Below are 26034 nucleotides of genomic sequence, written 5' to 3' on the forward strand. Positions count from 1 at the left end.
ACTGGATATTCCGCAAACCAGCTCCGCTTTCCTACGGGCTTGCGCCGAACTAACTCGGGCTTTTGCCCGAGTGGATTTCGGCACGTCGCTATCCCGCGGGAGTCTCCGCTGGTTTGCTCCATATCTTTAAATTGAAAATTAATACAAAATAATTTCTTACAAAATTGTATGATCAGAATAACGATTCAGTTTCATTCACATACGTCTTCTATAAATCACCTATATAAATACCAATATTCTTCAAAACAGTATAGCATAATTTGAGCCGAATGGACTTGCAATGACTTTTGAAACTTCAAACGCTATACTGATAGAACGAATGTACGGAAGGAGTTTTCTTATGCATAACGAACCTTTAGCTTTCCGTATGCGGCCACGGACGATCGATGAAGTCGTCGGACAAAAAGATGTCATCGGTCCGCATACGGCTCTATATAAAATGATCAACAACGGCCACGTGCCGTCCATGCTGTTGTACGGCGAGCCGGGAATCGGCAAGACGTCCATCGCCCACGCCATCGCCGGCACGTCCAATTTGCCGTTCATCGCGTTGAACGCCACCACTTCCGGCAAGAAAGATGTCGAAGAAGTCGTGACGGAATCACGCATGACCGGAAAAGTCCTGTTGTTCCTCGACGAAATCCACCGCTTCAATAAACTCCAGCAGGATGCTTTGCTGCCGCATGTTGAAAGCGGTTCGATCGTCCTCATCGGCGCGACGACGGAAAACCCGTTCCACGATGTCAACCCGGCCATCCGCTCGCGCTGCGGTGAAATCAAGCAGCTGAAACGGCTGTCGCATGAAGATATTGTCCAGCTCTTGAATTCCGCATTGGCCGATCCGAAACGCGGCCTCGGCAGCGAGCAGATCGATATTTCAGAGAAGCAGGTTGAACGCATCGCAGAAGGCACCAACGGCGACGCCCGAAAAGCGTTGACGATGCTCGAGTCGATTGTCATTGCCTCTGACGAACGCGACGGCAAATTCATCGTCGAAGATCAGATGGTCGAACAGATGATCAAGCGCGTCGGCGTCTTCGGCGACAAAAAAGGATCGCATTTCTTCAACTTGCTGTCAGCGCTGCAAAAATCGGTACGCGGCAGCGATGTCAACGCGGCTATGTATTATTTGGCGCACTTGCTGGAAAATGGCGACTTGACCGCAGTGACGCGCCGCTTGCTGGTGATGGCCTATGAAGACATCGGCCTTGCCAACCCAGCTGTCGGCGGCCATGTACTCGCGGCATGCCAGGCAGCGGACCGCCTCGGCTTGCCGGAAGCCCGCATTCCGCTTGCTCAGGCTGTCGCAGAAATGTGCCTGTCCGAAAAATCCAATTCGGCTTATAAAGCCATCGACGCAGCCATCGCTTCCATCAACAAAGGCGACGTCGGCGATATCCCGATGCATTTGCGGGATACCCATTACGCCGGCAGCGCTGACCTCGGACATGGGGGCTACCGCTACCCGCATGACACGCCGATCGGATCATTCGGCGGCTGGGCTGATCAGGATTATCTGCCGAAAGAAGTGAAATCGACCGAGTTCTACAAACCGGTTGTCGCCGGCGAAGAGAAGAAATTCGCCGGAATCTACGAAAAGCTGAAGAGCTTCCGTAAAAATAAAAAATAAATATGTTCTAAGCAACGCCATTTCCTTAAACGGAGGTGGCTTTTTTAATGCACGGATTTATTGAAAACAGCACAGAAAAGCCGGCTCATGAAAAGAGCCAGCAGCTGGTTGCAGATAAAGTCTACGGAAAATGAGTAGGCAGAAACAGGTATTTGCCCTGATAACTTCTTCTCACAGGTATATTCAGCCCGAATTGATTCCACACTACATGAGACTCACACCCAGTCTCGTTATTGATATCACGCTTAATGAGGGTGACGAATCCAATCCGTTTTTTCTATTCCTTAACTAGCTAGAAAAGAAAAAACCAAATTTTAACATATGCATTCCAGAATCCGGAACGCAAGGCGGCGACTCCTGCGGGATAGCGAAGTGCCGAAATCCACTCGGGCGCAAAGCCCGAGTTAGTTCGGCGCAAGCCCGTAGGAAAGCGTCCGCCTGTAGTGAAGGATCTAATATAGAACCCACTGATTACTCGTTCATACTTCTAACTAATAATCTTTTGGCTAAAAGCCAAAACCGGCTCATGAAAAGAGCCGGCTTTCGTTTAATTCATGCGGACACGTGTAATTGGAATGGACTTGGTGATGTCATTGACCACCCAGCTGGCAGCGATCAAGCCGACTGAGGAAGGCACGAAGGCATTCGAGGACGGCGGCATCTGTGCTTTGCGGATGGTTGCATCGGGCTTGCCGACATTTCCGACCACGTCTTCACGGACGATGATTGGGCTTTCGTCTGAGAAGACGACAGGAATGCCTTTGTAGATTCCGGCCTGGCGCAATTTCTTGCGGATGATTTTCGCCAGTGGATCAGTATGCGTTTTGGAGATATCCGCAATCTTAAATCGGGTCGGATCGGTCTTGTTGGCCGCTCCCATGCTCGCGATGATCTTGGTTCCGCGCTTATAGCATTCCTCCATCAAATGGACTTTGTAGATCATGGTGTCGGAAGCATCGATGACGTAATCCGGGTTATAGCTGAAGAATTCTTCGTACGTTTCTTCCGTATAGAACATATGCAGGGAAATCACCTTGCACTCTGTATTGATATCAGCAATGCGGTCTTTCATGACGCCTGCTTTGGACTGCCCCACTGTTGACAGGTTGGCGACCAGCTGGCGGTTGATATTGGTGATGTCGACATTGTCTTTGTCCACCAAAATGATGGTGCCGACGCCGCTTCTGGCACACGCTTCCGCCGCAAATGACCCCACGCCTCCGATGCCCAGAATGGCAACCGTTGCATTTTTCAATAAATCGATTCCTTCTTTACCTACTGCTAATTCATTTCTCGAGAATTGGTGTAACATTAAGCCACTGCCTTTCAATATTGATACGCATAATAGGGATTATACACATTAAAAATCCCTCCGACAAATAATTGTCGAAGGGATAAAAATGATTTTTTATTAGGAATCCCAATCGTGCCGTCTTTGTTGGTGCGCATCGTTTGAACCCGCTGAAAGCAGGTGGGTGACCTCTTCACCACTTATAACTTCCCGTTAAGGCATGTTAGCCATGGTGAAATCCGATCTCCCGACGACATAATGTTGGGTCAAAATCGAATTGCTTAAAACGAACACATCAGGATTCTCTATACCCGTATGTTAGCATACCTTTTTTATTTAGACAAGCTTTTTACTCTGATACTTTTTTATTATTCTGAATGTTCAGCGATAGGCTCAATTCTTCAAGCTGCGCGCCGGAAACCGGGCTCGGTGCATCTGTCAGCAGGTCGCTGGCACTGGCCGTTTTCGGGAATGCGATGGTGTCGCGCAGGTTCGTGCGCCCTGCCAGCAACATTACCAGACGGTCCAAACCGAAAGCGATTCCGCCGTGCGGAGGCGTTCCGTATTCGAATGCTTCCATCAGGAAACCGAACTGCTCATTGGCTTCTTCTTTGCTGAAGCCCAGCACTTCAAACATCTGCTCCTGGATTTCGCGGCGGTAGATACGGGAAGATCCCCCACCCAGCTCATAGCCGTTCAAGACAAGGTCATAAGCTTGTGCACGGACGTTCTGCGGTTCTGTCGCCAATTTGTCCAGGTCTTCTTCAAACGGCATGGTGAAAGGATGGTGGGCAGCGTAGTAGCGGCCGTCCTTGTCATCATACTCAAGCAGCGGCCAGTCCGTAATCCACAGGAATTTATAGATCGAGTTGTCGATCAAGCCAAGCTCTTTGCCGAACTTCAGACGAAGTGCGCCAAGGGCATCGGCTACAACCGTACGCTTGTCTGCCACGAACAACAGTAGATCTCCAGCTTCCGCTTCTGCACGTTCGGTCAAAGCAGTTGCCGCTTCGCCTTCAAAGAATTTGGCGATCGGCCCTTTGACGCCTTCTTCTTCGACTTTCAGCCACGCCAGCCCTTTTGCGCCGTAAACGGCAGCGAAAGCACCAAGTGCGTCAATGTCCTTGCGTGAATAATTGGCAGCCTGGCCTTTGACGTTGATCAGTTTAACCTGGCCGCCGTTTTCGATGGCGCCGGTGAAGACTTTGAATGCTGAATCTTTCACCAGATCCGAGACGTCGACCAATTCCAGGCCGAAGCGCACATCCGGTTTATCCGAACCGAAACGGTCCATCGCTTCTGTATAGCTCATGCGCTGGAACGTCGGCTCGATGTCGATTTTCTTGACGTCTTTCATCATTTGGACCATCAAACGTTCATTCATTCCGATAATGTCTTCCATCGTCTGGAAGCTCATTTCCATGTCGATTTGCGTGAATTCCGGCTGGCGGTCTGCACGGAGATCTTCATCACGGAAGCAGCGGGCAATCTGGTAATATTTATCGAAGCCGGACACCATCAGCATCTGCTTGAAGAGCTGCGGAGACTGCGGCAAGGCATAGAATTCTCCGTCATGGACACGGCTTGGCACCAAATAATCGCGTGCGCCTTCAGGAGTTGATTTCGTCAAAATTGGTGTTTCCACTTCAATGAAACCTTCTTCATCCAAAAAGCGGCGGATGGATTTGGTGACGTCTGAACGCATTTTGAATGTTTCGTACATCGCCGGACGGCGCAGGTCCAGGTAACGGTATTTCAGGCGCAGGTCTTCATTGACATCGGTATTGTCTTCGATCGCGAATGGCGGATTTTTCGCTGCATTGATAATGGAGGCATGATCCACCTGCACTTCGATTTTCCCGGTTTTCATGGCCGCATTTACTTGTCCTTCAGTTCGTTCTACAACCAGACCATCGATATGAACCACAAATTCATTGCGCAGCGACTCACCGATCGCGGCGGCTTCTGTTGAAATTTCCGGATTGAAGACCACTTGGACAATTCCTGAACGGTCACGGACATCGACAAAGATCAAGCCGCCAAGGTCCCGGCGTTTTTGTACCCAGCCTTTTAATGTAACACGCTGCCCAATGGCAGTTTCGTTGACTTCCCCACAATAATGCGTTCTAGACATAATTATTCCTCCAGTGATTTCTTTTTCAATATGGTTTGGGCGATTTCTTCGAATGCCATTTCCTGCTGCTCACCCGTCGCCATTTCCTTCAATGCCACTTTTCCGCTTGCCAATTCCGTTTCGCCGATGACGATGACGAAGCCGGCGCCTTTGCGGTCAGCGGATTTCATCTGCGCTTTCACTTTGCGGCCGTTGAAATCCATATCCGCTGAAATGCCGTTCAAACGTAGATCGCGTACGACCGAAAATGCTTTTTTCTTGCTCGACTCGTCCATCGCCACCACGTAAACCTCCAGGTTGTTCGATTGGCCGATTTCGACTTTTTCCATCTCAAGCGCCAACAATAAGCGCTCGATGCTCATCGCAAAGCCGATTCCCGGAGATTCCGGACCGCCGAGATCTTCGACGAGGCCGTTATAGCGTCCGCCGCCGGCCAAAGTTGTGATGGCGCCGAAGCCTTCCGCTTCGCTCATGATTTCAAAAGCGGTGTGGTTATAATAATCAAGTCCGCGGACCAGATTCGGATCCACGACAAAGTCGATGTCCATGCTCGAAAGGTACGCTTGCACTTCATCAAAATAAGCCTGTGATTCTTCGTTCAAATAATCATTAAGGGACGGCGCAGTTGCCATCAACGGATGGTTGCGGTCCACTTTGCAATCCAGGATGCGCAATGGATTTTTCTTGAGCCGGATCTGGCAGTCGCTGCAGAATTCATCGATGCTTGGCTCGAAATGTTTGATCAACGCTTCTTTATGCGCCACACGGCTTTCCGTGTCGCCGAGTGAATTGATGACCAGACGCAATTGCTTCAGGCCGACAGAACGGTATAGGTCCATAGCAAGTGAAATCACTTCTGCGTCGATTGCCGGATCCTTGGAACCGATTGCTTCGACACCGAACTGCACAAACTGGCGCATGCGGCCTGCCTGCGGACGTTCATAGCGGAACATCGGGCCGGTATAGAATAATTTCACCGGCTGGTCCGGCATGCCGAATAATTTATTTTCTACATAAGATCGGACAACGGACGCTGTGCCTTCCGGACGCAGCGTCAGTGAACGGTCGCCGCGGTCCTGGAATGTATACATTTCCTTTTGGACGATATCCGTCGTGTCACCGACACTGCGCTGGAATAATTCCGTGTGTTCGAAAATAGGCGTGCGGATTTCCTTGTATTGGTAGAGCCTGCACAAGTCGTTGATTTTTTGTTCGACTTCCTGCCATTTGGCGGATTGGTCGGGCAGCACGTCATACGTGCCGCGTGGTGCTTGAATGTTCATACTCTCTTCACTCCTCTATTTTTCCATACAAAAAAGCTCCCGCCCCTTGCTTTACGCAAGGGACGAGAGCCTGTATAAGCTTCCGCGGTTCCACCCTAGTTGATGCAAAAAGATGCATCCTCTCATTCCGGGTAACGGCCGGTTCCGTTTTTTCCTAATAAGCGGCTTACGCTTTTCAGAAAAAAGCCTCGAAAGTGTTTTTCGTCGCAGTTGTCTGCAGGAAAGTTTACAGCCTGAGACTTTCCCTCTCTTTTCAGCCAAATCATGCAATTACTTTCTCCGTCGTCAGCAAATATATAAGTATAATAAAGAGAAACTTCACTCAGTGGGGATTCTTTATCCCCCACTGAGTGTTAGTTGACCCAATCGGACTTTTACGGGCAGTGGAGCTCCCTCTTTTATAAGCGGGAGTCCTACTGCCCGTTAAAGCGGGATAAATCAATCTTAATAACTCCCCGATAGCTTGTCAACCTTTTTGACACAAGGCGCCCGTTTTTTGATACTATGGGAGAGAAGTTTCTTTAGGGGGAATGGCATGAAACGCAAATGGTTCATCGTACTTATTTTATTCTTTTTATTCATAGCCGGCAGCTTGCCGCTGCTCGATAAAGATCATGCATCAGCCGATACCGGCAGCGTCGAAATTTCCGGCACTACGGTCAATGTCAGAAGCGGCCCTGGATTGTCATACAGCGTAACCGGCGACTTGGAGCAGGGACAGACGGCTTCCGTCATTTCCAAAGAAGGCGACTGGCTGGAAGTCCGTGTGGATGACAAGGAAGGCTGGATCGCTTCCTGGCTGACGACATCCAAGGATGAAGAACAAACGGCATCCGGCCAAACAGCCGTATCTTCGGTCAACGGCCTGAACGTCCGTGCACAACCCGATCTCTCAGCAGCTGTGCTGACGAAGATGAAAGCCGGAGACGAGGCTGAAGTGATCAGCGCAGCAGGAGACTGGCTGGAAATCAATTTCCGCAATACCCGGGGATTTGTCTCCAAGCAATACATAAGCGTGGCTGATGGAGCACCCGAAACAGATCAGCCGGCTGACGCCGAGAAAACAGAGGAAAAGAAAGAGGCGCTTTCCAAAGTCTCATCTTTTGAAATTGCCGTCAGCGCATTGAATGTCCGTTCAAAACCTGACCTCAGCTCGAAGATCCAACAGACAGTCAACCAAGGGCAAGTCTTCCCTGTCGTGTCCATGAAAGGAAATTGGGTGGAAATCCAATTGGCTGAAGGCAAAAACGGCTGGGCATATGCATTCCACGGCCAATTATCCGACGAGACAGCCGAAACGCGCTCGAACGATACACAAGAGTCCGTCACCATCCTGACCGACGGTACAAACCTGCGGACCGAAGCGACAACTGCATCTGAAGTTGCCAGCCGCGCAGATGCCGGAGATAACTTGCCGGTCCTCGATAAGCAAGGCGAATGGTATCAGGTTTCATTACCGGATGGCCAGGCCGCCTTTGTTGCTGAATGGGTCGTGTCTTCAGAAGACGCGATCGCAGAAGAAGAGCAGACAGAAGTGCCTGACCGCAAGAAAGGCACCTTGAACGGTATCACCATCGTGCTCGATCCGGGCCATGGCGGAAATGACGGCGGTACCGTCGGCGTCCGCAAAACAGAAGAAAAAGAATTGACCTTGAAGACGGCAGAAACCCTGTCCCATCATCTGAACGCAGCTGGAGCTGAAGTCGTCATGACCCGGCAGTCCGACACCTATGTCGACCTGCGCAAGCGCGTTGCCAGCAGCCAGCAGGCTGGAGCCGACGCCTTTGTCAGCATCCACTATGATTCCACCGACGACAGCAGCATATCTGGATTCACATCCTATTACCAGCACGATTACCAAAAAGAATTAGCCGAATACCTCAACTCGGGACTCGGCGACAAATTGACCCTGCATGACCGCGGCGTCCAGCACGGCAATTACCTCGTGCTCCGTGAAAATCAGCAGCCGGCCGTGCTCGTCGAACTTGGCTTCCTCAGCAATTTCAACGAGGAACGCGTCCTGACCACTAAGCAATTCCGCGAACAGGCGGCGCTCGGCCTCTACACCGGCATCATCAACTACTTTGATGCGCAGCTGGGCGAATAAAAAAAGCACGGAGAAAATATTCTCCGTGCTTTTTTGTGTGGATTTTTGTGTTTCGTGCATATTTCTTTCCGAACGTGCGCAATATCTGCTGAGCGTGCGTATTTTGAAAAAAGCGTGCGTATCTGGCCGCGAACGTGCGTATCGTGCGGGAAGTAGGGATAAGTTGGACAAACCAAAAAGAAGCACAGGCTAACTCGCCTGCACTTCTCCTCAAATTTCTATTTAGATTCCACCAGGATCGTCACGGGGCCGTCATTGACCAGCTGGACGTCCATCATGGCGCCGAAGGTGCCGGTTTCGACAACCAGGCCATGACTTCGCAGCGCCTCGTTAAAGGCCTGCCAAAGCGGTTCTGCCGTTTCCGGCCGCGCCGCCGAGATGAAGCTTGGCCGACGCCCTTTTTTGACATCGCCGTAAAGCGTGAATTGGGAGATCGACAGGATCTCGCCCCCGTTGTCGAGAATCGATCGGTTCATCTTGCCTTCTTCGTCTTCGAACAGGCGAAGCTGAGCAATTTTGCCGGCCAGATAATCGGCATCTTTCTCTGTATCTTCATGGGTGATGCCGACAAGCAGCACATAGCCGGAGCTGATGGCGCCGGTTATGTCGCCTTCGACCGTCACCGATGCTCCTTTGGATCGTTGCAGAACTACTCTCATGCTGCCTCCTTAATTCGTCACACGCTGGACCGAGTAGACATCGGGAATCGATTTGATCCGTTCGACGACGCGGTTCAGGTGCGAGATATGCGGAATCATGATCGACAGATTGATCGTCGCGATCTTGTCTTTATCCGCACGGCCGCTCACGGCGGTGATGGTCGTCTTCGTTTCGCTGACCATGTGCATGACTTCATTGATCAAACCGGTGCGGTCGTATGCCTGCACTTCAATGTCGATCTGGTACGATTTATTGTCCGGCGACCCCTCATTCTCCCATTCAACCGGTATCAGACGGTCGTTTTCTTCGGAGTGGATGTTCGGACAATCGGTGCGGTGGACGGAAACGCCTCGGCCTTTAGTGATAAAGCCGATGATGTCGTCGCCCGGCACCGGGTTGCAGCATTTCGACAGGCGGATCATCATGTTGTCGATGCCTCGGACGATGACGCCTGATTCCGTCTGCTTTTTCGGTACATTGGATTTCATTTCAACGGTGATTTTTTCAAGTGCTTCTTCCTGCTCACGTTTTTTGCGCATTTTTTCTGCCAGGCGGTTGACGACCTGTTGAGCCGTAATTCCGGTAAAGCCGACCGCTGCGTACATATCGTCTTCGCCTGCAAAATTGAATTTATCGCAGACGCGCTTGATATTTTCGTTCGTCAGCACTTCTTTGATCGGGAACTCCTGGGATTTGATCTCTTTTTCGATCAAGTCCCGGCCTTTTTGGACATTGTCTTCACGCAATTGCTTTTTGAAGAATTGCTTGATCTTGTTTTTCGTCTGCGTCGATTTGGCGATTTTCAGCCAGTCACGGCTTGGACCGAAAGATTGCTTCGACGTCAAAATTTCCACGATGTCTCCCGTATGCAACTCCGTATCGAGCGGTGCCATCTTGCCGTTTATTTTGGCGCCGATGGTTTTATTGCCGATTTCCGAGTGGACACGGTAAGCGAAATCGATTGGGCAGGAGCCTGCCGGCATTTCGATGACGTCGCCTTTTGGCGAGAAGACGTAGACCATATCGGAAAACAGATCGTATTTCAACGATTCCATGAATTCTTCCGCGTTGTCGGATTCGTTCTGGAAATCCAGGATTTCACGGAACCACGACAGGCGTGAATCGACCGAGCTTTTCGGCTTGTCGATGGTTTTGCCTTCTTTATAGGCCCAATGCGCCGCTACCCCATATTCGGCGATACGGTGCATTTCTTCGGTGCGGATCTGCACTTCCAGCGGATCGCCTTGTGGACCGATTACGGTCGTGTGCAGCGACTGGTATAGGTTCTGTTTCGGCATCGCGATGTAATCCTTGAAGCGGCCCGGCATCGGCTTCCATGTGGAATGGATGATGCCCAGTACCGCATAACAGTCCTTGATGCTTTCCACGGTGATGCGGACTGCCAATAAATCATAGATTTCGTTGAACTGTTTATTTTGGATGGCCATCTTCCGGTAAATGCTGTAGATGTGTTTCGGCCGGCCGAAAAGATCCGCCTTGATGTCGACTTCGTCGAGCTGTGTGCGGATCTCACCCATAACTTTATTTAAATATTCTTCCCGTTCGGTCCGTTTCTTTTTCATCAAATTGACGATCCGGTAATACTGCTGCGGGTTCAAATAGCGCAATGCCGTATCTTCCAGTTCCCACTTGATGGTATTGATCCCAAGCCGGTGCGCAATCGGGGCAAAGATTTCCAAGGTTTCATTGGCTTTGATGCGCTGCTTTTCAACAGACTGGTATTTCAGGGTCCGGAGATTGTGCAGACGGTCAGCCAGTTTGATGAGGATGACACGGATGTCCTGTGCCATCGCCACAAACATCTTGCGGTGGTTTTCCGCCTGCTGCTCTTCTTTGGACAAATACTTGATCTTGCTCAACTTGGTCACGCCGTCGACCAGCATCGCCACTTCTTCATCGAAATCACGGACGATGTCTTCCCGGCTGACTTCCGTATCTTCCACGACATCATGCAAAAAGCCCGCTGCCACAGTGGCTGGATCCATCTGCAGCTCTGCCAGGATCCCGGCCACCTGCACCGGATGCACAATATACGGTTCTCCGGATTTCCGGAACTGTCCCATGTGGGCATCGTACGCAACTTGATACGCCTTCTTAATCGTTTTCACATGATCGGCATTCATATAAGACGCAACCATCTCGAATACATCTTCAGCTGTTCTCACTTGATCCTTCGCCATAATTGCCCACCTTGCTTTAAATTTTTCCAAAAGTATATCTTTCTATTATAAAAAACAAAGTGGTTAAATGTAAAGCTTTGTTAGCCCTTCTCCATCACTTTAATGAATTCACGGAGATAATCCGGCAGATCCGGTGGCCGGCGGCTTGACACCAAGTGCCCATCCACCACCACGGCTTCATCCAGCCACTCCGCGCCGGCATTGACCATATCATCTTTTATGCCTGGCGTGCTGGTGACTTTTCGGCCATTTAAAATATTGGCGGAAATAAGCACCCACCCGGCGTGGCAAATTTGCCCGATCGGCTTTTTCTGGTCATCCATATGGCAGACCATCTCCAAAACTTCCGGAAAGCGGCGGATTTTGTCGGGTGCCCAGCCGCCTGGAACAAGAATCGCGTCGTATTCCTTGGCGAGCGCTTCGCCATAAGTCATATCCGATTTTGCCGGAACGCCGTATTTGCCGATATAATCGACACCTGCCTCCTCTCCTGCGATGTCCACTTCTGCCCCTTCTTCACGCAATCTTAAAATCGGATACCAAAGTTCCAGATCCTCGAATTCATGGTGAATGAAACTCAACACTTTCTTTCCAGTCAATCTCATATTATTGCCTCCTCGTATAGTTTAAAGTAAATGGCTGCTACGTTTTCTGACACTCTCCAAACGGACCAGTTCGCTGCCTTTTCCGACAGCCACCGCCTGTTCGGCAGAACCCAGGCAGATCAAGTTTTCCACCCGCACACTCCGCGCGCTTTGTTCGCCACCGGCGATCGACACATCAGCGCTTGCCGTTGTGAAATCCCGGATGACGCCATTGGTCAACGACACGCATGCGGCGCGGTATTGAATCGCGGCAGCGGGCTGCTTTTTATAATCAGTATCGGGATCTCCTATAAACAAAAAGCGGTTGATGGCGACATTCCGATAGCCGGACACCACCAAACTTCGCGGTGGCGACCCTTCGTAGAGGGATGTTTCAATAGGTTCGATGGATACCAGCCGCTGCGCTTTTATATTGAACGCTGACCGCGATTCAGGATCGTCTTTTTTATGATGGCCGATATGGCGGAAATTGAACGACCGGTTGTCGTGGACCGATAGATGCCCCGAAATATAGACCCCTGATGCTGCCGAGGAATTGGCGTGGGCTTTGATCTCGATGCCTCCGAAACAGCGGGTGCTGGAATTGTCGACTAGCCAAACGTGGCGGGAGCCGTCATCCACTTCAAAGCCATTGGAGTTGGAAAAGCCAGCTTGATGCGCCCGGCCGCTCGGGTCGCTGAAATGCGAATTGGAGACGAAAATATAATCGCTGTGATGCGTCGTCAGTCCATCATCGCCAAAACCGGAGCCGGTGACGCCGTCGAGCCAGACAAACCGGCTGCCGCCTTTGCCCCGCAGCCCGTCTCCGGCGTAATTATAAAGAGGCGCCGTGATATCGAAGCAATGCAGGCCCGGATTGAGCGCGTCCACGTCCTTGACCCAGCCATAGGTGACGTGCGCATAGGTCAGGCAGCTGGAATGATTGCCGCCTGCGCTGGTGTTCTCGACTTCGCCGAGGCGTTCGACATGCCAGTCAAGCGTCAGCTTCTCCACGGAAATATTGCGGTTGCCCGACAGGTGATGGCTATTGGTCAAAAGCCTTGCCTTCCGCGGCGCTTTCGGATGCAACTTTATGGTGGTACGGCCTTTCCCCGCTCCGATCAGGCGGGTCCACGACGGCAGCCGAAGGCCTTCTACCACATAAACGCCTGCCGGCACCTTTACTTCGACCGCGCCTTTGCCGAAAGCTTTTTTAAAAGCTTCGGTGCAGTCTGTTTCCCCGTCGCCCAAAGCGCCATAATCCCGGACGTTGACGCGGCGCTGGATGGTTGAATCCAATTTGCGGTATTCACTGTCCAGCCGTTCTTTCCATTCCGGATAAAGCCGCTGTCCGGACACACGGGTCCCAAAGCCATGTTCGTCTTCGGGAATGAATTCTTCTGCGAATAAAGACCATAGTTTCTCAGTGAGGCTGGATTTCCGCCGGGCATGTTTGCTGACGGCAAAATCTTTTTTGATGGCGTTGAAGAATTGTTCTGTCTCGCGGGTGATTTTCTCTAGAGGTGTACGGTTGTCCAGGTAGTGGTCAATCCATGCAGCATTTAATCGGGGGTTGTGCTCTTTTTCCAACTTCATATTCCGGTCACCTCCTATTTGTCTTTACTGTGTCCATACCCTTGATGCAAGAAAAAAATCCCTCCACCCGAAAAGGCGAAGAGATTCACTATTAATACTGCATTAATGTCGTTACATCATAGCCGTCTAAATTCTTGCGGCCGTCTAAATAAGTCAACTCGATCAAAAATGCGCAGCCGACTACAATGCCGCCCATTTGTTCAACCAAATTGATGGTCGCACCGATCGTGCCGCCTGTCGCAAGCAAGTCATCGGTGATCAAAACGCGCTGACCCGGTTTGATGGCGTCTTTATGCATCGTCAATACGTCTGTTCCATATTCAAGGCCATATTGGGCACGGATTACTTCGCGCGGCAATTTTCCTTCTTTACGGACTGGGGCAAAGCCAAGTTCAAGCGCATAGGCAACCGGACACCCGATGATGAAACCGCGCGCTTCCGGTCCTACGATAATTTCAGCATTCACTGTTTTTGCGTATTCAACGATTTGATCCGTCGCATACTTATAGGCAGTTCCGTCGTCCATCAACGAAGTGATGTCCTTAAACTGGATGCCTGGTTTCGGCCAATCTTCAACAATAGTGATGTACTTCTTCAAATCCATATTTCTTCCTCCTTGGCAGACACTTTCGCATCGAACCACTCTTTTAAATCTTTATAAGATGCATACAAAAGCTTCTGCTCCAGTGCAATCTGCTGCTCGCGCTTCTTGTAGATCGGCGCTTCCGACAAATCCTTTTTGCTCGGCGATTGTGCAATCTCGGTAATGCCATTGTTAAGTGTAACAAAACCGAGTTCAAAAAACACCTGCAGCATGAAAAATAATGATTCACGCGTCCAGCCTTTATGTTTTGCCAGCTCGTCGCAATGTTTATTGAAATCAAAAGTACCGCGTTTCTTCAGGAAAGCGAACAGCCATTTAAACTGCTCACGCGTCGGGATCTGCTCAAAATACTGCGAATCCTTGGCATGGAAATGCGCATAGATCCGCTGCGGTTTCAATGTCGCGAGAACCGAGGCCAACTGCTCTTCCGATTCCGGAAGGTCCAACAGCACCAAGTGATGCTTGTTGCCTGCCAATGAATCCAATTTGTCAGCCATGCAGATCGGCTGTGACAGAAACGACTGGAAGATAGAAGGCGTTTCTTCTTTGAAAGCCAAATATACCTGGTTTTCCTGAGGAATGAGCTTGGACCAGCGCGATACTTGGCGAATGCCGCGGATATCAAATAATTGCCATTGATCCGTGCGGACATCCTCCACCATCAGCTGCGGCTTTTTGCGGCCATTCCACTCATTGATCTGCAGATCGCCGATGACGTCTATTTTGACGTCCGGTGTCAGCTCGTCACCGACTGGTCCGATGCCGAAACCGACAGCGTCCAGCGAAGCTGCATGCTGCGTCAGTTCCATTTTCAAATGGTTCTGCGCTGCACCGATTTTACGGATCGACGCCACTTTGACGCCTTCCAGATAGAACTTCGGCTTGGCGAAGCCCATGCCGAAAGGGGCCAGAAGACGCATTGATTCAATGGCCGTGATGTCGATTTCATCCAGGCGAAGCGGGATGTCGATTTCCACGACCGGCAAGAGGTCTTCTTCCGTTAAACTGGTTTCCGCCTGTTTGTTGAGACGGTCACGCAGATCATCGACGTCAGATGCTTCGAGCGTCATGCCGGCTGCCATCGGGTGTCCACCGAAATGCGGAAGGATGTCCCGGTTCTTAGCCAGTTCGTTATACAGATGGAAGCCTTCAATGCTGCGGGCAGAGCCTTTCGCTTTTCCGGTATCCGGGTTCAGCGACAGGACGATCGACGGGCGGTAGAATTTTTCAGTCAGTTTCGACGCGACAATGCCGACAACTCCCGGATTCCAGCCTTCCTGAGCGACCACGATCACGCGCGGAGACCCGTCCGGATAACGCTGTTCCACCTGCTGCATCGCTTCTTCTGCAATCTGCTTGACGATGGCCTGGCGTTCTTTGTTCAAGACGTCCAGTCCGGAAGCCAGTGAACGCGCTTCCGCCGGGTCTTCCGTCAAGAACATCTGAACCGCGGGATCAGCGTCTTGAAGCCGTCCGATTGCATTGATGCGCGGACCGAACATGAAGCCAATCGTCTCTTCCGTAATGTCCTGCTGCTTGACGCCCGCCACTTCGCATAGCGCCGCAACCGCCGGGCTCGGCGAATCGATCAGCGCCGCCAGTCCTTCTTTGACAAATAAACGGTTTTCGCCGTGAAGCGGAACCAAATCGGCAACGGTACCGATCGCCGTCAGTTCGATCAGGTGATCCGGCATTTCTTCATAAAGGGCATGTGCCATTTTAAAAGCTACACCGACTCCGGCCAGTTCCCCGAACGGATAATTCCCTTCAGGATGGCGCGGATGGACAACCGCCAAAGCATTCGGCAAGGTTTCTCCGATGTCGTGGTGGTCGCTGATAATGACATCCATCCCCAACCCATTGGCGAAATCGACCTGTTCGATGCCTGAAATGCCATTATCCACCGTGACGATCAATTTTGTGCCATTATCGAAAGCCTGTTGAAACAATTCCGTGTTCGGTCCGTACCCATGCTTAAAGCGGTTCGGTATCATAAAGGACACATCTGCCCCTAAATCCTGCAAAACAGTCATCATGACCGTGGTGCTTGTCACACCATCTGCATCATAATCGCCATAAACTACAATTTTCTCCTGGCGGTCGATGGCTGCGCGAATGCGTTCCACTGCCACATCCATATCCTTCATCAAATAGGGATTATGTATGCCGCTGACGTCCATTTCCATAAACACGCGGGCTGCTTCCACAGTATCCAAACCGCGCGTCACCAAAATCTTGGCCAATACGGATGAAATCTTCAATTCCTTTTGGATTTCCTGTACTGCCTGTTCGTCCGGCGTCGTCAAACGCCATCTTTTTTTGGATTCAATCATCGTATCACTTCCTCACCGGTTCATTATACAGTAAAAAATCGCAGACAAAAACCTTTCGGCAACTGCACCGAAAGGTTCATTTTTCAGATTTCCTCTTTTGTCCGCTCTTCGCTGGTGACGACTTGAGCGTCCGGCACCACACCAGCTTTCTGGTATTCGCCGATTTCGTTCTGTTGGGTCGCGATCAGGTTTTCTTTGACCGCCATCTCTTTCTGCAGCGATTTTATTTTGCGCTGCATCTGGTAGTTGCGAAGGATCGCCAGCACACCGCTGAGCAGAAACCCGAGAAGCGCAGAAGCCAGAATCACCAGGATCAACGGCCATTCAGCTTCGCCGAATACATAGTTGACAGGCACTTCATCCACATTGACAACGGCAAACACCGCAATGATGACTGCAAAAACAAGTCCGATTAAAATAAGCCATTGTAATTTCATCGTATAGTCTCCTTTCAAACTAATAAAAAAATGGAACAAGGTCATAATAACTATACCCTGTTCCAATTCCAACCTAAACTTATACGACAGGCTCGTCAGAACCCCATTTGCTTTCTTGTTCTTTCTTCTCGATGTCGATCGGTCCTTTTTTCTTCAGCTCGCCTTTCTTCAAAACCAGCCATAACTGGGCAGCGATGAAGATCGAAGAATACGTACCGGCAATCAACCCGATAAGCAACGCGATGGAGAAGTTGGTGATCGATGGTGCACCGAAGATCAACAATGCGATGACCACCAGCAGCACGGTCAATACTGTGTTGACGGAACGGCCGAGTGTTTGGCGGAGCGATACATTGACCACTTTCTCCAACTGTTCGACAGAATCGATTTTCTTCATGCGCTTCATGTTTTCACGGATTCGGTCAAATGTCACGATGGTGTCATTGATCGAATACCCGACAATCGTCAGGACAGCCGCAATGAAGGTGATGTCCACTTCCAGACGCAGAAGGCTGAAGATGGCAACGATGAAGAATGCATCATGGATCAATGCGACGACGGAAGCCACACCCATACGCCATTCAAAACGGAAGGCTACATAGATGATGATGCCGATTGCCGCAATCGACAAGGCATACAACGCGTTTTTCGCGAGTTCCTGGCCGACTGTCGGCGATACAGTCGAAACGTTCGGCTCTGCACCGAACTCTTCTGTCGCTACCGATTTCAGGCTGTTGATGTCTTCCTGGCTAAATTCCTCGTTATAACGGGCTACCCCGATATTGGATGCATCACCCGAAATGACGATGTCATCCGTTTCAAAGCCGGCGCCGTCCAGGAAGCTTTGTACTTCTTCTTTCGTCAATGCCGCTTCTGAAGTGATTTCTACACGGGTACCACTTGAGAAGTCAATGCCCAGATTCAAGCGGAACACGCCAATAACAGCCATCCCCGCCACAATCAGAACGATCGAAGCCAAAAAGAATTTATTGCGGTTGCCCGCAAAATCAAAACGGTCAAAGCGGGTTGAAAGATCCGTGATTTCCAACTCTTCTTCTCTTGCATGGATGGCCGATTTCTTCAAACCGAACAACCCGAATTTATTGTCCAGCACACCGCTGTGGACCCACAGACCAAGCAACAGGCGAGATCCCCAAACAGCTGTCAGGAAGCTGGCCAAAATGGAGATGATCAATAATGTCGCAAATCCTTTAACCGAGCTTGTCCCGTAATAGAACAGCACGACGGCCGCAAGCAATGTCGTGATATTGGCATCGATGATTGCGGAGAAAGAAGAACGTGCGCCGACTTTAAACGCTTCTTGAACCGATTTCCCGACTCGCATCTCTTCACGGATCCGCTCATAGGTGATGATGTTGGCATCTACTGCCATCCCGACACCCAGCATGATCGCCGCGATTCCCGGAAGCGTCAGAACGCCGCCGATCCATTCGAACACCAGCAGGATCAGGTACACATACGCCGATAACGTAACGACTGCGACCATACCCGGCAAGCGGTAATAAACCAGCATGAACACCAGCACTAATGCGATACCGACAGCTGCAGCGACCATAGTCTGGTCAAGCGCCTGTTCACCGAACTGGGCGCCGACAGAAGTCGAATAGATTTCTTCCAGACTAACCGGCAGAGCACCGGCATTCAGGATGCCTGCCAGATTCTGTGTTTCTTCTACAGAGAACGATCCCGAGATTTCAACGGATGGTGACGAAATCCGCTGCTGGACACTCGGTGCCGAGACGAATTTCGGATCCGCCTTCATGCGTTCTTCCGCGAAGGAATCCACACCTTCCTCAAAATCCAGCCAGATGACCAAGACATTGTCCGGTGCCGGCATCTGGGAAACTTCTTCTGTCACTTCGGCGAATTTGCCGGGATCATTCAATTCCAGCGTGACAATCGGATTGCCGTTCTGGTCGAAAGTTCCGGTTGCGCCGCCTTGCTTCAAATCATTTCCCGAAAGCAGCAGATTGTCTTCCGCGTCACGGAAAGTCAGATTCGCTTCCGTCGACAGCAATTCACGCGCCGACGACTGGTCCTCGACTCCCGCCAACTGGACCCGGATCCGGTCCTCCCCTTCAATCTGGATGACCGGTTCACTTACACCGAGAACGTTGATCCGGTTCATCAACGCGTCCGTCGTATCCGTCAGCACACTTTCTGTAACTTCCTTGCCATCTAAGGTTTCCACTTCGTAGAGCACTTCAAAGCCGCCCTGCAGGTCAAGCCCTAACCGTATGTCTTTTGCGATGGGTAAACTCGTGGTGCCAATGATTCCTATCAGTACAATAACCAGTAAGAAAAAGGCAATGATGCGACCTCTTGCTTTCATATGTAAACTTCCTCCTCGGGTGTGTAAAACATAAGCACTATCATTATGAAACAGCCGCTGATTGCTGTCAAATTGAACTTGGTGAGTTGAATAAAAAAACAGTTTTCATTGTATGGAGAATTCGCTCCAGGCGGACAAGGCATTGGGCGAAGGCAGTTCGGACAATGCCTTTGCGACGAAGCTAGCGCAGCGATGCAGGAGCAGTATTATCGCAACTCGCTTTACTGGAGCATGTGCCGCCTTCCACTCTTTCTTCTAATAATCATGCAAATACGAATTAAAAAATAAATATATGATTTGTAAATAATAGGATATGGAGCGAACCAGCGGAGACTCCCGCGGGCAAGCGAAGTGCCGAAATCCACTCGGGCATTAGCCCGAGTTAGTTCGGCGCAAGCCCGTAGGAAAGCAGAGCTGGTTTGCGGAATATCCATTTCAGAAAGGTAATTTTTATAAATAAACTAATCAACTTACTTCGGTTTTTTCGGAGATGGACGCAGGAGGTGCTCGATGTTTTCGAGTGTGCTGTCGTCGTTCCAGCGCGCCTTCTTCAACGCTTCGACTTGGTGGTAGGCCAGAAAGTCGGAAGCGGTCATGTCCATGATGTCGTTGATCATTTCATATAAGTGCATATTGCTTATATTTTTTTTTCGCCATTTTTTCTTGATACAAAAATCCCATAGGTCTTCTTCGGTGAAAGTATCGTATTGGAAATAATGAAATTCGCTGCATTTGCTTTGAAGCGCCGGCAATACGAGTTCAAAATGATCTGGATAACTCGTCATGCGTGTTCTCCTTTCCCTTGTACTGTATCCATTGTACCCTGTAACTGGAAAATTTAGAATAAGGACATTATTTTTAGTTAAAAAAAACGCCTTCAGGTTCGAAGGCGAGCTTTTACATTTTAGATCATCGATTTTGCTGATTCGACTACTTTAGCGATTGCTTGACGCTCAAACTGCAAGCGTGTGCCATCAGCTACAGTGATGTAGACAGTTGCATCGTCCACTGCATCAACAAGGCCGTGCAAGCCGCCGATTGTTACAACGCGGTCGCCGCGTCTCAATTCAGACTGCATGTTTGCCGTTGCCTTCTGACGTTTTTGGGCAGGACGGATGATGAAAAACCACATTAGCAAGAACATTAATAGTAAAGGTGATAACGCAATTAAAGTTTCCATTATTCATTTTCCCCCTTTCACTTTCTCTATTCTCGTACAGACTCAGAAATTTTTAGCATTGGGTTTATTGAAACCGTAAGCTTCAAAAAATTCTTCGCGGAAATCTCCCAGACGGTCTTCGCGAATCGCTTGACGCACCTGTTCCATTAAGTTTAACAGAAATTGCAGGTTATGATAACTAGTAAGCCTAATTCCGAACGTTTCATCTGCACGAATCAAGTGATGGACATATGCACGCGAATAATTTTTGCATGTATAGCAATCGCATTTGTCGTCGATCGGTCCGAAATCACGCTTGAAAGCAGCATTCTTGATGTTCAACCGGCCCGTACTGGTCATCAATGTGCCGTTGCGGGCAATACGTGTCGGCAGGACACAATCGAACATATCGATGCCGCGGATTGCACCGTCGATCAAGGAATCGGGTGAACCGACGCCCATCAGGTAACGCGGTTTGTCGGCAGGCATCAACGGCGTCGTGTATTCAAGTGCACGGTTCATGACGTCTTTCGGTTCGCCGACGGACAGACCGCCGATTGCATAACCGGGGAAATCGAGCGAAACGAGGTCCTGGGCACTTTGCTTGCGCAGGTCTTCGAACTCGCCACCCTGGATGATGCCGAACAGGGCTTGGTCCGATTTGCGTTCATGCGCTTCCAGGCAGCGTTCCGCCCAGCGCGAGGTCCGCTCAACGCTGGATTTCATGTATTCGTGCGTCGCCGGGAATGGCGGGCATTCGTCAAAGGCCATCATGATGTCAGAGCCCAGGTCGTTCTGGATCTGCATCGCTTTTTCCGGGCTTAAAAACAGCTTATCGCCGTTCATATGGTTGCGGAAATGGACGCCTTCTTCTTTGATGTTACGGAATTCACTCAACGAAAACACTTGGAATCCACCGGAATCGGTAAGGATCGGACGATCCCAGTTCATGAATTTATGCAGGCCGCCCGCTTCTTTGATGATGTCGTTGCCGGGGCGCAGCCATAAATGGTAAGTGTTGCTGAGGATGATGCCGGCGTTCATGGCTTTCAATTCTTCAGGTGACATGGTCTTGACCGTCGCTTGCGTCCCTACGGGCATGAATGCCGGCGTTTCGAACGAACCGTGCGGCGTATGGACGATGCCCAGGCGCGCGCCGGTTTGTTTACAGGTCTTGATGTGTTCATACGTTACTGCTGCTGTCATTGGTGATTCTCCTTTTTCTGTGGTTCGATGAACATCGCATCTCCGAAACTGAAGAAACGGTAGCGTTCATCAACGGCTTGTTGATAGGCGGTCAAAATGTGGTCACGGTTCGAAAGAGCGCTGACCAGCATGACCAACGTCGATTTCGGCAAATGGAAATTGGTGATCAAGCCGTCGATGGCTTTGAATTCGTAGCCCGGGAAAATGAAGATATCGGTCCAGCCGCTGTCTTCCTGCAGCTCCCCACCGAACTTCTGGGCAACCGATTCCAAGGTGCGCGTCGATGTCGTCCCGACAGATACGATGCGGCCTCCCTGTTGTCTGGTTTGATTGATCAAATCGGCTGTTTCCTGGGTGATGCGGTAAAACTCCGAATGCATTTCGTGGTCTTCGATCGAATCGACCGATACGGGACGAAATGTTCCGAGTCCAACATGCAGTGTGATAAATGCGATATTGACGCCTTTGGCACGGATCTCCTCCAACAGCTCATCGGTGAAATGAAGCCCGGCTGTCGGTGCTGCAGCACTTCCCCGCTCTTTTGCGAAAACAGTCTGGTAGCGATTCTGATCTTCCAGTTTTTCACGGATATAAGGCGGCAGGGGCATTTCGCCCAGTTGGTCCAGAATCTCGTAGAAAATACCATCGTAGATCATTTTGAAATGACGGCCGCCGTGGTCCAGGATGCCGGTGCATTCTGCACGCAGCAAGCCTTCCCCAAAAGAAACGACCGTACCGACTTTCACTTTCTTCGCCGGTTTAACCAAGGTCTCCCAGACATCGTCTTCGATCTGCTTCAAGAGCAATAGTTCGATGTTGGCGCCTGTGTCTTCCTTGACGCCCATCAAGCGGGCGGGAAGCACGCGTGTATCATTAAGGATCAATGTGTCGCCTTCATGCAGATGTTCGGTAATGTCACGGAAATGGCGGTGTTCGATGTCACCGGTGGTTTTATTCATGACCAACAGACGGCTCGACGTACGGTCAAGCAACGGCGTTTGGGCAATCAATTCCTCCGGCAGTTCAAAATCAAAATCCTGTACATTTAAGGTTGTGGGTGGTGTGTTCAATTTAGTCATTCAGGCATCTCCATTTTAAAGTGTTCGTAGGCAAGCTGCGTTACGGTGCGGCCTCTCGGTGTACGCTGGATAAATCCGATCTGCAGCAAATACGGTTCGTAGACGTCTTCGATCGTCGTCGACTCTTCCCCGATGCTCGCAGCAATGGTATCCAGGCCAACCGGACCGCCGCGGAAGCGCTCAATCATGCCCGTCAATAATTTATGGTCAATATGGTCCAATCCAAGCGGATCGACCTGCAGCATTTCCAGTGCCTGCTCCGCCATCTCCATGGTGATGGAGCCGGTTCCGCGCACTTGCGCATAATCGCGTACGCGTTTGAGTAAACGGTTGGCGATACGCGGAGTCCCGCGGGAACGTCGGGCGATTTCGACAGCGGCATTCGGATGGATATCCGCTTCAAATAATTTTGAGCTGCGCATGACGATATCCGTCAAAGCTTCCGTGTCGTAATAATCGAGGCGGGACAAGACGCCGAAACGGTCGCGCAGCGGCGCAGATAAAGCACCTGCACGCGTCGTTGCCCCGATCAAAGTGAAGGGCGGCAGATCCAGCCGGACAGAGCGTGCGGTCGGCCCTTTGCCCACGACGATGTCCAGGCAGAAATCTTCCATCGCCGGATACAGCACTTCCTCGATCGAACGGTTCAAGCGATGGATTTCATCGATGAACAGCACGTCTCCAGGCTCCAATGACGACACGATCGCCGCCAGATCACCCGGGCGCTCGATGGCCGGTCCACTGGTCATTTTGATGTTGACTTCCATTTCATTGGCGATAACAGCAGCGAGTGTGGTTTTCCCGAGTCCAGGAGGCCCGTACAACAGCACATGGTCCAAACTTTCCTGGCGCATTTTCGCGGCCTCGATGAAGATCTGCAGATTGTGTTTGACTGTATGCTGGCCGATATACTGGCCCAGCAATTGAGGGCGGAGCGATTGCTCAAAGCGTTCATCGAACTCCGATACCTCACTGTCTATGATGCGTTCTTCCATGCCGTTCGCCTCCTTTCATCAGTTTTGTTTAAGCAGCAGCTGCAAGGCTTTTTTCATGAAGCCTTCTGTATCCAGATCCAAATCCCGCAGCTGCGGTTTGACTTTGGTGATTTCGCGTTCCGAATAGCCCAGTGCTCCCAGTGCCAGCATCGCTTCTTCCAGTTCTCCCTGGTCGTTCGACAAGAGTGTGTTCGTTTCTTCCGGATCGAAAGGATCGCCGAAAAACTCGGTCAGCTTGCCTTTCAGATCCAGAATCATCTGGCGGGCCGTCTTTTTGCCGACGCCCGGGAATTTCACCAGATAGGATTCATCTTCCCGTTCGATTGCTTCGATGACATGCTGCGGCTGTCCGCTTGCCAGGATCGCCAGCGCGCCTTTTGGGCCGATGCCTGACACCGAAATCAGCTTGCGGAACAATTCCCGTTGCTCAAGTGTCGGAAATCCGAACAATAGCTGCGCATCTTCCCGGACATGATGATGCAGGAATACCTGCAGTTCGTCCGAGCCGAACGAGTACGGATTCGGCGCAAAAATCTGCCAGCCGATGCCCTGCTGTTCTATCACTAAATATTCAGGCGTTATGCGTGTAACCTTGCCTTTTATGTAATCGTACATGGACAGTCTCTCCTTTAATTCAACTTAACGATTATACCATATTCGGCTGCTTTAGACGAAATAAACCCGTTGCTATTCGGCACATGTTAAGATAAAGATAACGAGTCGATAAGCGAGGGATCCACATGAAAAAATTATTCGGCGAACAGCGGCGCCAATTCCTGCTGGAAAAAATCAAAGCTTCGGCACAACCGATGACCGGCAGCGAACTTGCTGCGCTTACGAGTGTGTCACGCCAGGTCATCGTCGGCGACATGACCCTGCTGAAGGCAAAAGGCGAGCCGATTCTCGCCACCAGCCAGGGCTATCTGTATCTCGCTGACCGCGCCATACAAGAAGCCAGCCGGCGCATCGCCTGCCGCCACCAGCCCGAAGATACCGAACGTGAACTGAAGCTGCTGGTCGAGTCAGGCGTCACGGTCAAAGACGTCTCGATCGAGCATCCAGTCTACGGTGAACTGACAGCCGGTATCCATGTCGCGAACGCCCAGGAAGTCGAAGCCTTCATGAAACGCGTCCACGACACAGGCGCCAGCTATCTGCTGGAACTGACAGACGGCACACACCTCCACACCATCACCGCATCAGATCACGCAACGCTTGAAAAAGCCGTCAGCGTGATGCGGGACAACGGATTTTTGCTGGAGGAAACTGAATAGGATTTGATTGAACCCATGATTCCGCATTTTGCGGGGTTGTGGGTTTTTGTTTTGAATGTTTACGTGTAGGAAAGGCAAGTTGAACTACGGAGTCAGCTTTTACAAAACGCTTCGGTCGCATAGGGCATAGCTACGCCTGGAGAGCAGGATTCGCTATAGAGTCTATAAATCACTTTTCCTTCTACAAACTTAAAGCCCCGCAGCGTTTTCGCTGCAGGGCTTCCATGTTTTATTTATACGTATAATACGAACCTAAAGTTTTCACCGTACAGCCAAGTGCAGCAAGCTCTTCGAAGGCGCCGCGCATCATGGCGTCTCCTTCGTCTGCCAGCACATCCGCGATGAAGAAATAATCGCCGAGGCCGGTCTTCAAAGGACGCGACTCGATTTTACTCAAGTTCAAGCGTCTCCAAGCAAAGACGGACAAGATCTGGTGCAGGACACCCGAGCGGTCGTCGTCCGGCGGCGTGATCATCAACGTTGTTTTGACTTGATTGTCATGCGCCGGATCTGTCAGCTTATGGTCCGATTTCGACAGCACGAAAAAGCGTGTGTGGTTAAAATGGAAATCGTGGATATCACGCTGCAGAATGTCCAACCCGTATTTATGGGCGGAGAATTCATTGCCGATAGCCGCAATATTGCGTTCCGGCAATTCAGAAACCATTTTTGCCGCAGCAGCTGTCGAACTGTATTGTTCCAAAGGCGTGTTCTTATATGTATAAAAAAGGTATTTATGGCATTGCGCCAATGCATGTGGATGCGAATAGATCGCTTCGAATGCTTCCGCGTTGCGGTTTTCAGGGTGTACCAGCAAATGCTGTTCGATCGGCGATAAGACTTCAGCCGTCACATACAATTGCGCTTCATGGAATAAATAATCCACTGTCAGTGGAACAGATCCTTCCAACGCATTTTCCAGCGGCACGACAGCGTAATCCACGCTGCCCTCTGCCACTGCTTCTATGCATTCGGGGATGGTTGTAAATGGCACCAGGGTACCTTCAGGGAAAACTTTTTTTGCCGCAAGGTGTGTAAATGATGCTTCCGGCCCTAAATATGAGATTCGTTTATCAACAGATTGTCCAGTCATTTAAACATTCCTCCA

At 50.6% G+C, this 26034-nt stretch carries 21 protein-coding genes, 1 other RNA gene and 1 other annotated feature; of the genes, 3 read left to right on the plus strand and 19 right to left on the minus strand.

Going from position 1 to position 26034, the window contains the following annotated elements:
• The first annotated feature begins 340 nt into the window (after window positions 1-340).
• On the plus strand, window positions 341-1630 hold the full coding sequence (locus tag K8U60_RS10220) for a replication-associated recombination protein A (RefSeq protein WP_223638127.1): 1290 nt from the start codon (window positions 341-343) through the stop codon (window positions 1628-1630).
• A 547-nt stretch (window positions 1631-2177) separates the two neighbouring features.
• Here the strand turns inward: K8U60_RS10220 and K8U60_RS10225 are convergent.
• From K8U60_RS10225 to hisS, 4 genes are all read right to left on the minus strand, one after another.
• Window positions 2178-2942: a tRNA threonylcarbamoyladenosine dehydratase gene (locus K8U60_RS10225; RefSeq protein WP_223638130.1), complete on the minus strand. Its 765-nt coding sequence runs from the start codon at window positions 2940-2942 to the stop codon at window positions 2178-2180.
• Between the two features lie 101 nt (window positions 2943-3043).
• Window positions 3044-3226, minus strand: a non-coding RNA gene (ssrS, locus tag K8U60_RS10230) — 6S RNA.
• A gap of 44 nt (window positions 3227-3270) precedes the next feature.
• Window positions 3271-5055, minus strand: a complete 1785-nt coding sequence (gene aspS / locus K8U60_RS10235; RefSeq protein WP_223638132.1) for an aspartate--tRNA ligase — start codon at window positions 5053-5055, stop codon at window positions 3271-3273.
• A 2-nt stretch (window positions 5056-5057) separates the two neighbouring features.
• Window positions 5058-6338 carry a histidine--tRNA ligase gene (hisS, locus tag K8U60_RS10240; protein ID WP_223638135.1) on the minus strand — a complete coding sequence of 427 codons (1281 nt, stop codon included), beginning with the start codon at window positions 6336-6338 and terminating at the stop codon, window positions 5058-5060.
• A 55-nt stretch (window positions 6339-6393) separates the two neighbouring features.
• Window positions 6394-6633 (minus strand) — a binding site (T-box leader).
• A gap of 240 nt (window positions 6634-6873) precedes the next feature.
• On the opposite strand from hisS, the gene K8U60_RS10245 reads away from it, so the two are divergent.
• Window positions 6874-8445, plus strand: a complete 1572-nt coding sequence (locus K8U60_RS10245) for an SH3 domain-containing protein (protein ID WP_223638138.1) — start codon at window positions 6874-6876, stop codon at window positions 8443-8445.
• 218 nt (window positions 8446-8663) lie between these two features.
• Here the strand turns inward: K8U60_RS10245 and dtd are convergent, their stop codons facing one another.
• From dtd to ruvA, 14 genes are all read right to left on the minus strand, one after another.
• Complete coding sequence (dtd, locus tag K8U60_RS10250; RefSeq protein ID WP_223638139.1) at window positions 8664-9104, minus strand: D-aminoacyl-tRNA deacylase; 441 nt, start codon at window positions 9102-9104, stop codon at window positions 8664-8666.
• 9 nt (window positions 9105-9113) lie between these two features.
• Complete coding sequence (locus K8U60_RS10255) at window positions 9114-11306, minus strand: RelA/SpoT family protein (RefSeq protein WP_223638140.1); 2193 nt, start codon at window positions 11304-11306, stop codon at window positions 9114-9116.
• An 80-nt stretch (window positions 11307-11386) separates the two neighbouring features.
• Window positions 11387-11911, minus strand: a complete 525-nt coding sequence (locus K8U60_RS10260) for a type 1 glutamine amidotransferase domain-containing protein (protein WP_223638141.1) — start codon at window positions 11909-11911, stop codon at window positions 11387-11389.
• Window positions 11912-11932: 21 nt separating this feature from the next.
• Entirely contained in the window at window positions 11933-13486 is a 1554-nt protein-coding gene (locus K8U60_RS10265) for a glycoside hydrolase family 55 protein (protein WP_223638142.1), read from the minus strand.
• A gap of 91 nt (window positions 13487-13577) precedes the next feature.
• Window positions 13578-14090, minus strand: coding sequence for an adenine phosphoribosyltransferase (locus K8U60_RS10270; protein WP_223638143.1), 513 nt, complete (start codon window positions 14088-14090; stop codon window positions 13578-13580).
• Window positions 14081-16423 (minus strand): single-stranded-DNA-specific exonuclease RecJ, encoded by a 2343-nt coding sequence (gene recJ, locus K8U60_RS10275; RefSeq protein WP_223638144.1) that lies wholly within the window; start codon window positions 16421-16423, stop codon window positions 14081-14083. Before recJ ends, K8U60_RS10270 begins: the two co-directional genes overlap by 10 nt.
• Before the next feature lie 83 nt (window positions 16424-16506).
• Window positions 16507-16860: a LapA family protein gene (locus tag K8U60_RS10280; RefSeq protein WP_223638145.1), complete on the minus strand. Its 354-nt coding sequence runs from the start codon at window positions 16858-16860 to the stop codon at window positions 16507-16509.
• 79 nt (window positions 16861-16939) lie between these two features.
• Complete coding sequence (secDF, locus tag K8U60_RS10285) at window positions 16940-19213, minus strand: protein translocase subunit SecDF (protein WP_223638147.1); 2274 nt, start codon at window positions 19211-19213, stop codon at window positions 16940-16942.
• Window positions 19214-19683: 470 nt separating this feature from the next.
• Entirely contained in the window at window positions 19684-19998 is a 315-nt protein-coding gene (locus tag K8U60_RS10290; RefSeq protein WP_223638149.1) for a post-transcriptional regulator, read from the minus strand.
• A 119-nt stretch (window positions 19999-20117) separates the two neighbouring features.
• Window positions 20118-20393, minus strand: coding sequence for a preprotein translocase subunit YajC (gene yajC / locus K8U60_RS10295; protein ID WP_223638151.1), 276 nt, complete (start codon window positions 20391-20393; stop codon window positions 20118-20120).
• A gap of 42 nt (window positions 20394-20435) precedes the next feature.
• Window positions 20436-21578 carry a tRNA guanosine(34) transglycosylase Tgt gene (gene tgt / locus K8U60_RS10300; protein WP_223638168.1) on the minus strand — a complete coding sequence of 381 codons (1143 nt, stop codon included), beginning with the start codon at window positions 21576-21578 and terminating at the stop codon, window positions 20436-20438.
• A complete protein-coding gene (gene queA, locus K8U60_RS10305) occupies window positions 21575-22657 on the minus strand; it encodes a tRNA preQ1(34) S-adenosylmethionine ribosyltransferase-isomerase QueA (RefSeq protein ID WP_223638171.1) in 1083 nt (360 codons plus the stop codon). The genes tgt and queA overlap by 4 nt, the downstream gene beginning before the upstream one ends.
• The gene (gene ruvB / locus K8U60_RS10310) at window positions 22654-23652 is read right to left on the minus strand and encodes a Holliday junction branch migration DNA helicase RuvB (protein ID WP_223638174.1); all 999 of its coding nucleotides are present in this window, start codon (window positions 23650-23652) and stop codon (window positions 22654-22656) included. Before ruvB ends, queA begins: the two co-directional genes overlap by 4 nt.
• 18 nt (window positions 23653-23670) lie before the next feature.
• Window positions 23671-24267, minus strand: coding sequence for a Holliday junction branch migration protein RuvA (gene ruvA, locus K8U60_RS10315; RefSeq protein WP_223638177.1), 597 nt, complete (start codon window positions 24265-24267; stop codon window positions 23671-23673).
• 125 nt (window positions 24268-24392) lie between these two features.
• Here ruvA and K8U60_RS10320 point away from each other — a divergent pair, with 125 nt between their 5' ends.
• Window positions 24393-24926, plus strand: coding sequence for a transcription repressor NadR (locus K8U60_RS10320; protein WP_223638180.1), 534 nt, complete (start codon window positions 24393-24395; stop codon window positions 24924-24926).
• A gap of 229 nt (window positions 24927-25155) precedes the next feature.
• Here K8U60_RS10320 and pheA read toward each other — a convergent pair whose 3' ends face one another.
• The gene (gene pheA, locus K8U60_RS10325) at window positions 25156-26019 is read right to left on the minus strand and encodes a prephenate dehydratase (protein WP_223638183.1); all 864 of its coding nucleotides are present in this window, start codon (window positions 26017-26019) and stop codon (window positions 25156-25158) included.
• Window positions 26020-26034: the final 15 nt, after the last annotated feature.

Origin of the sequence: Planococcus circulans (assembly GCF_020023385.1) — a bacterium.
Lineage (GTDB): Bacteria > Bacillota > Bacilli > Bacillales_A > Planococcaceae > Planococcus.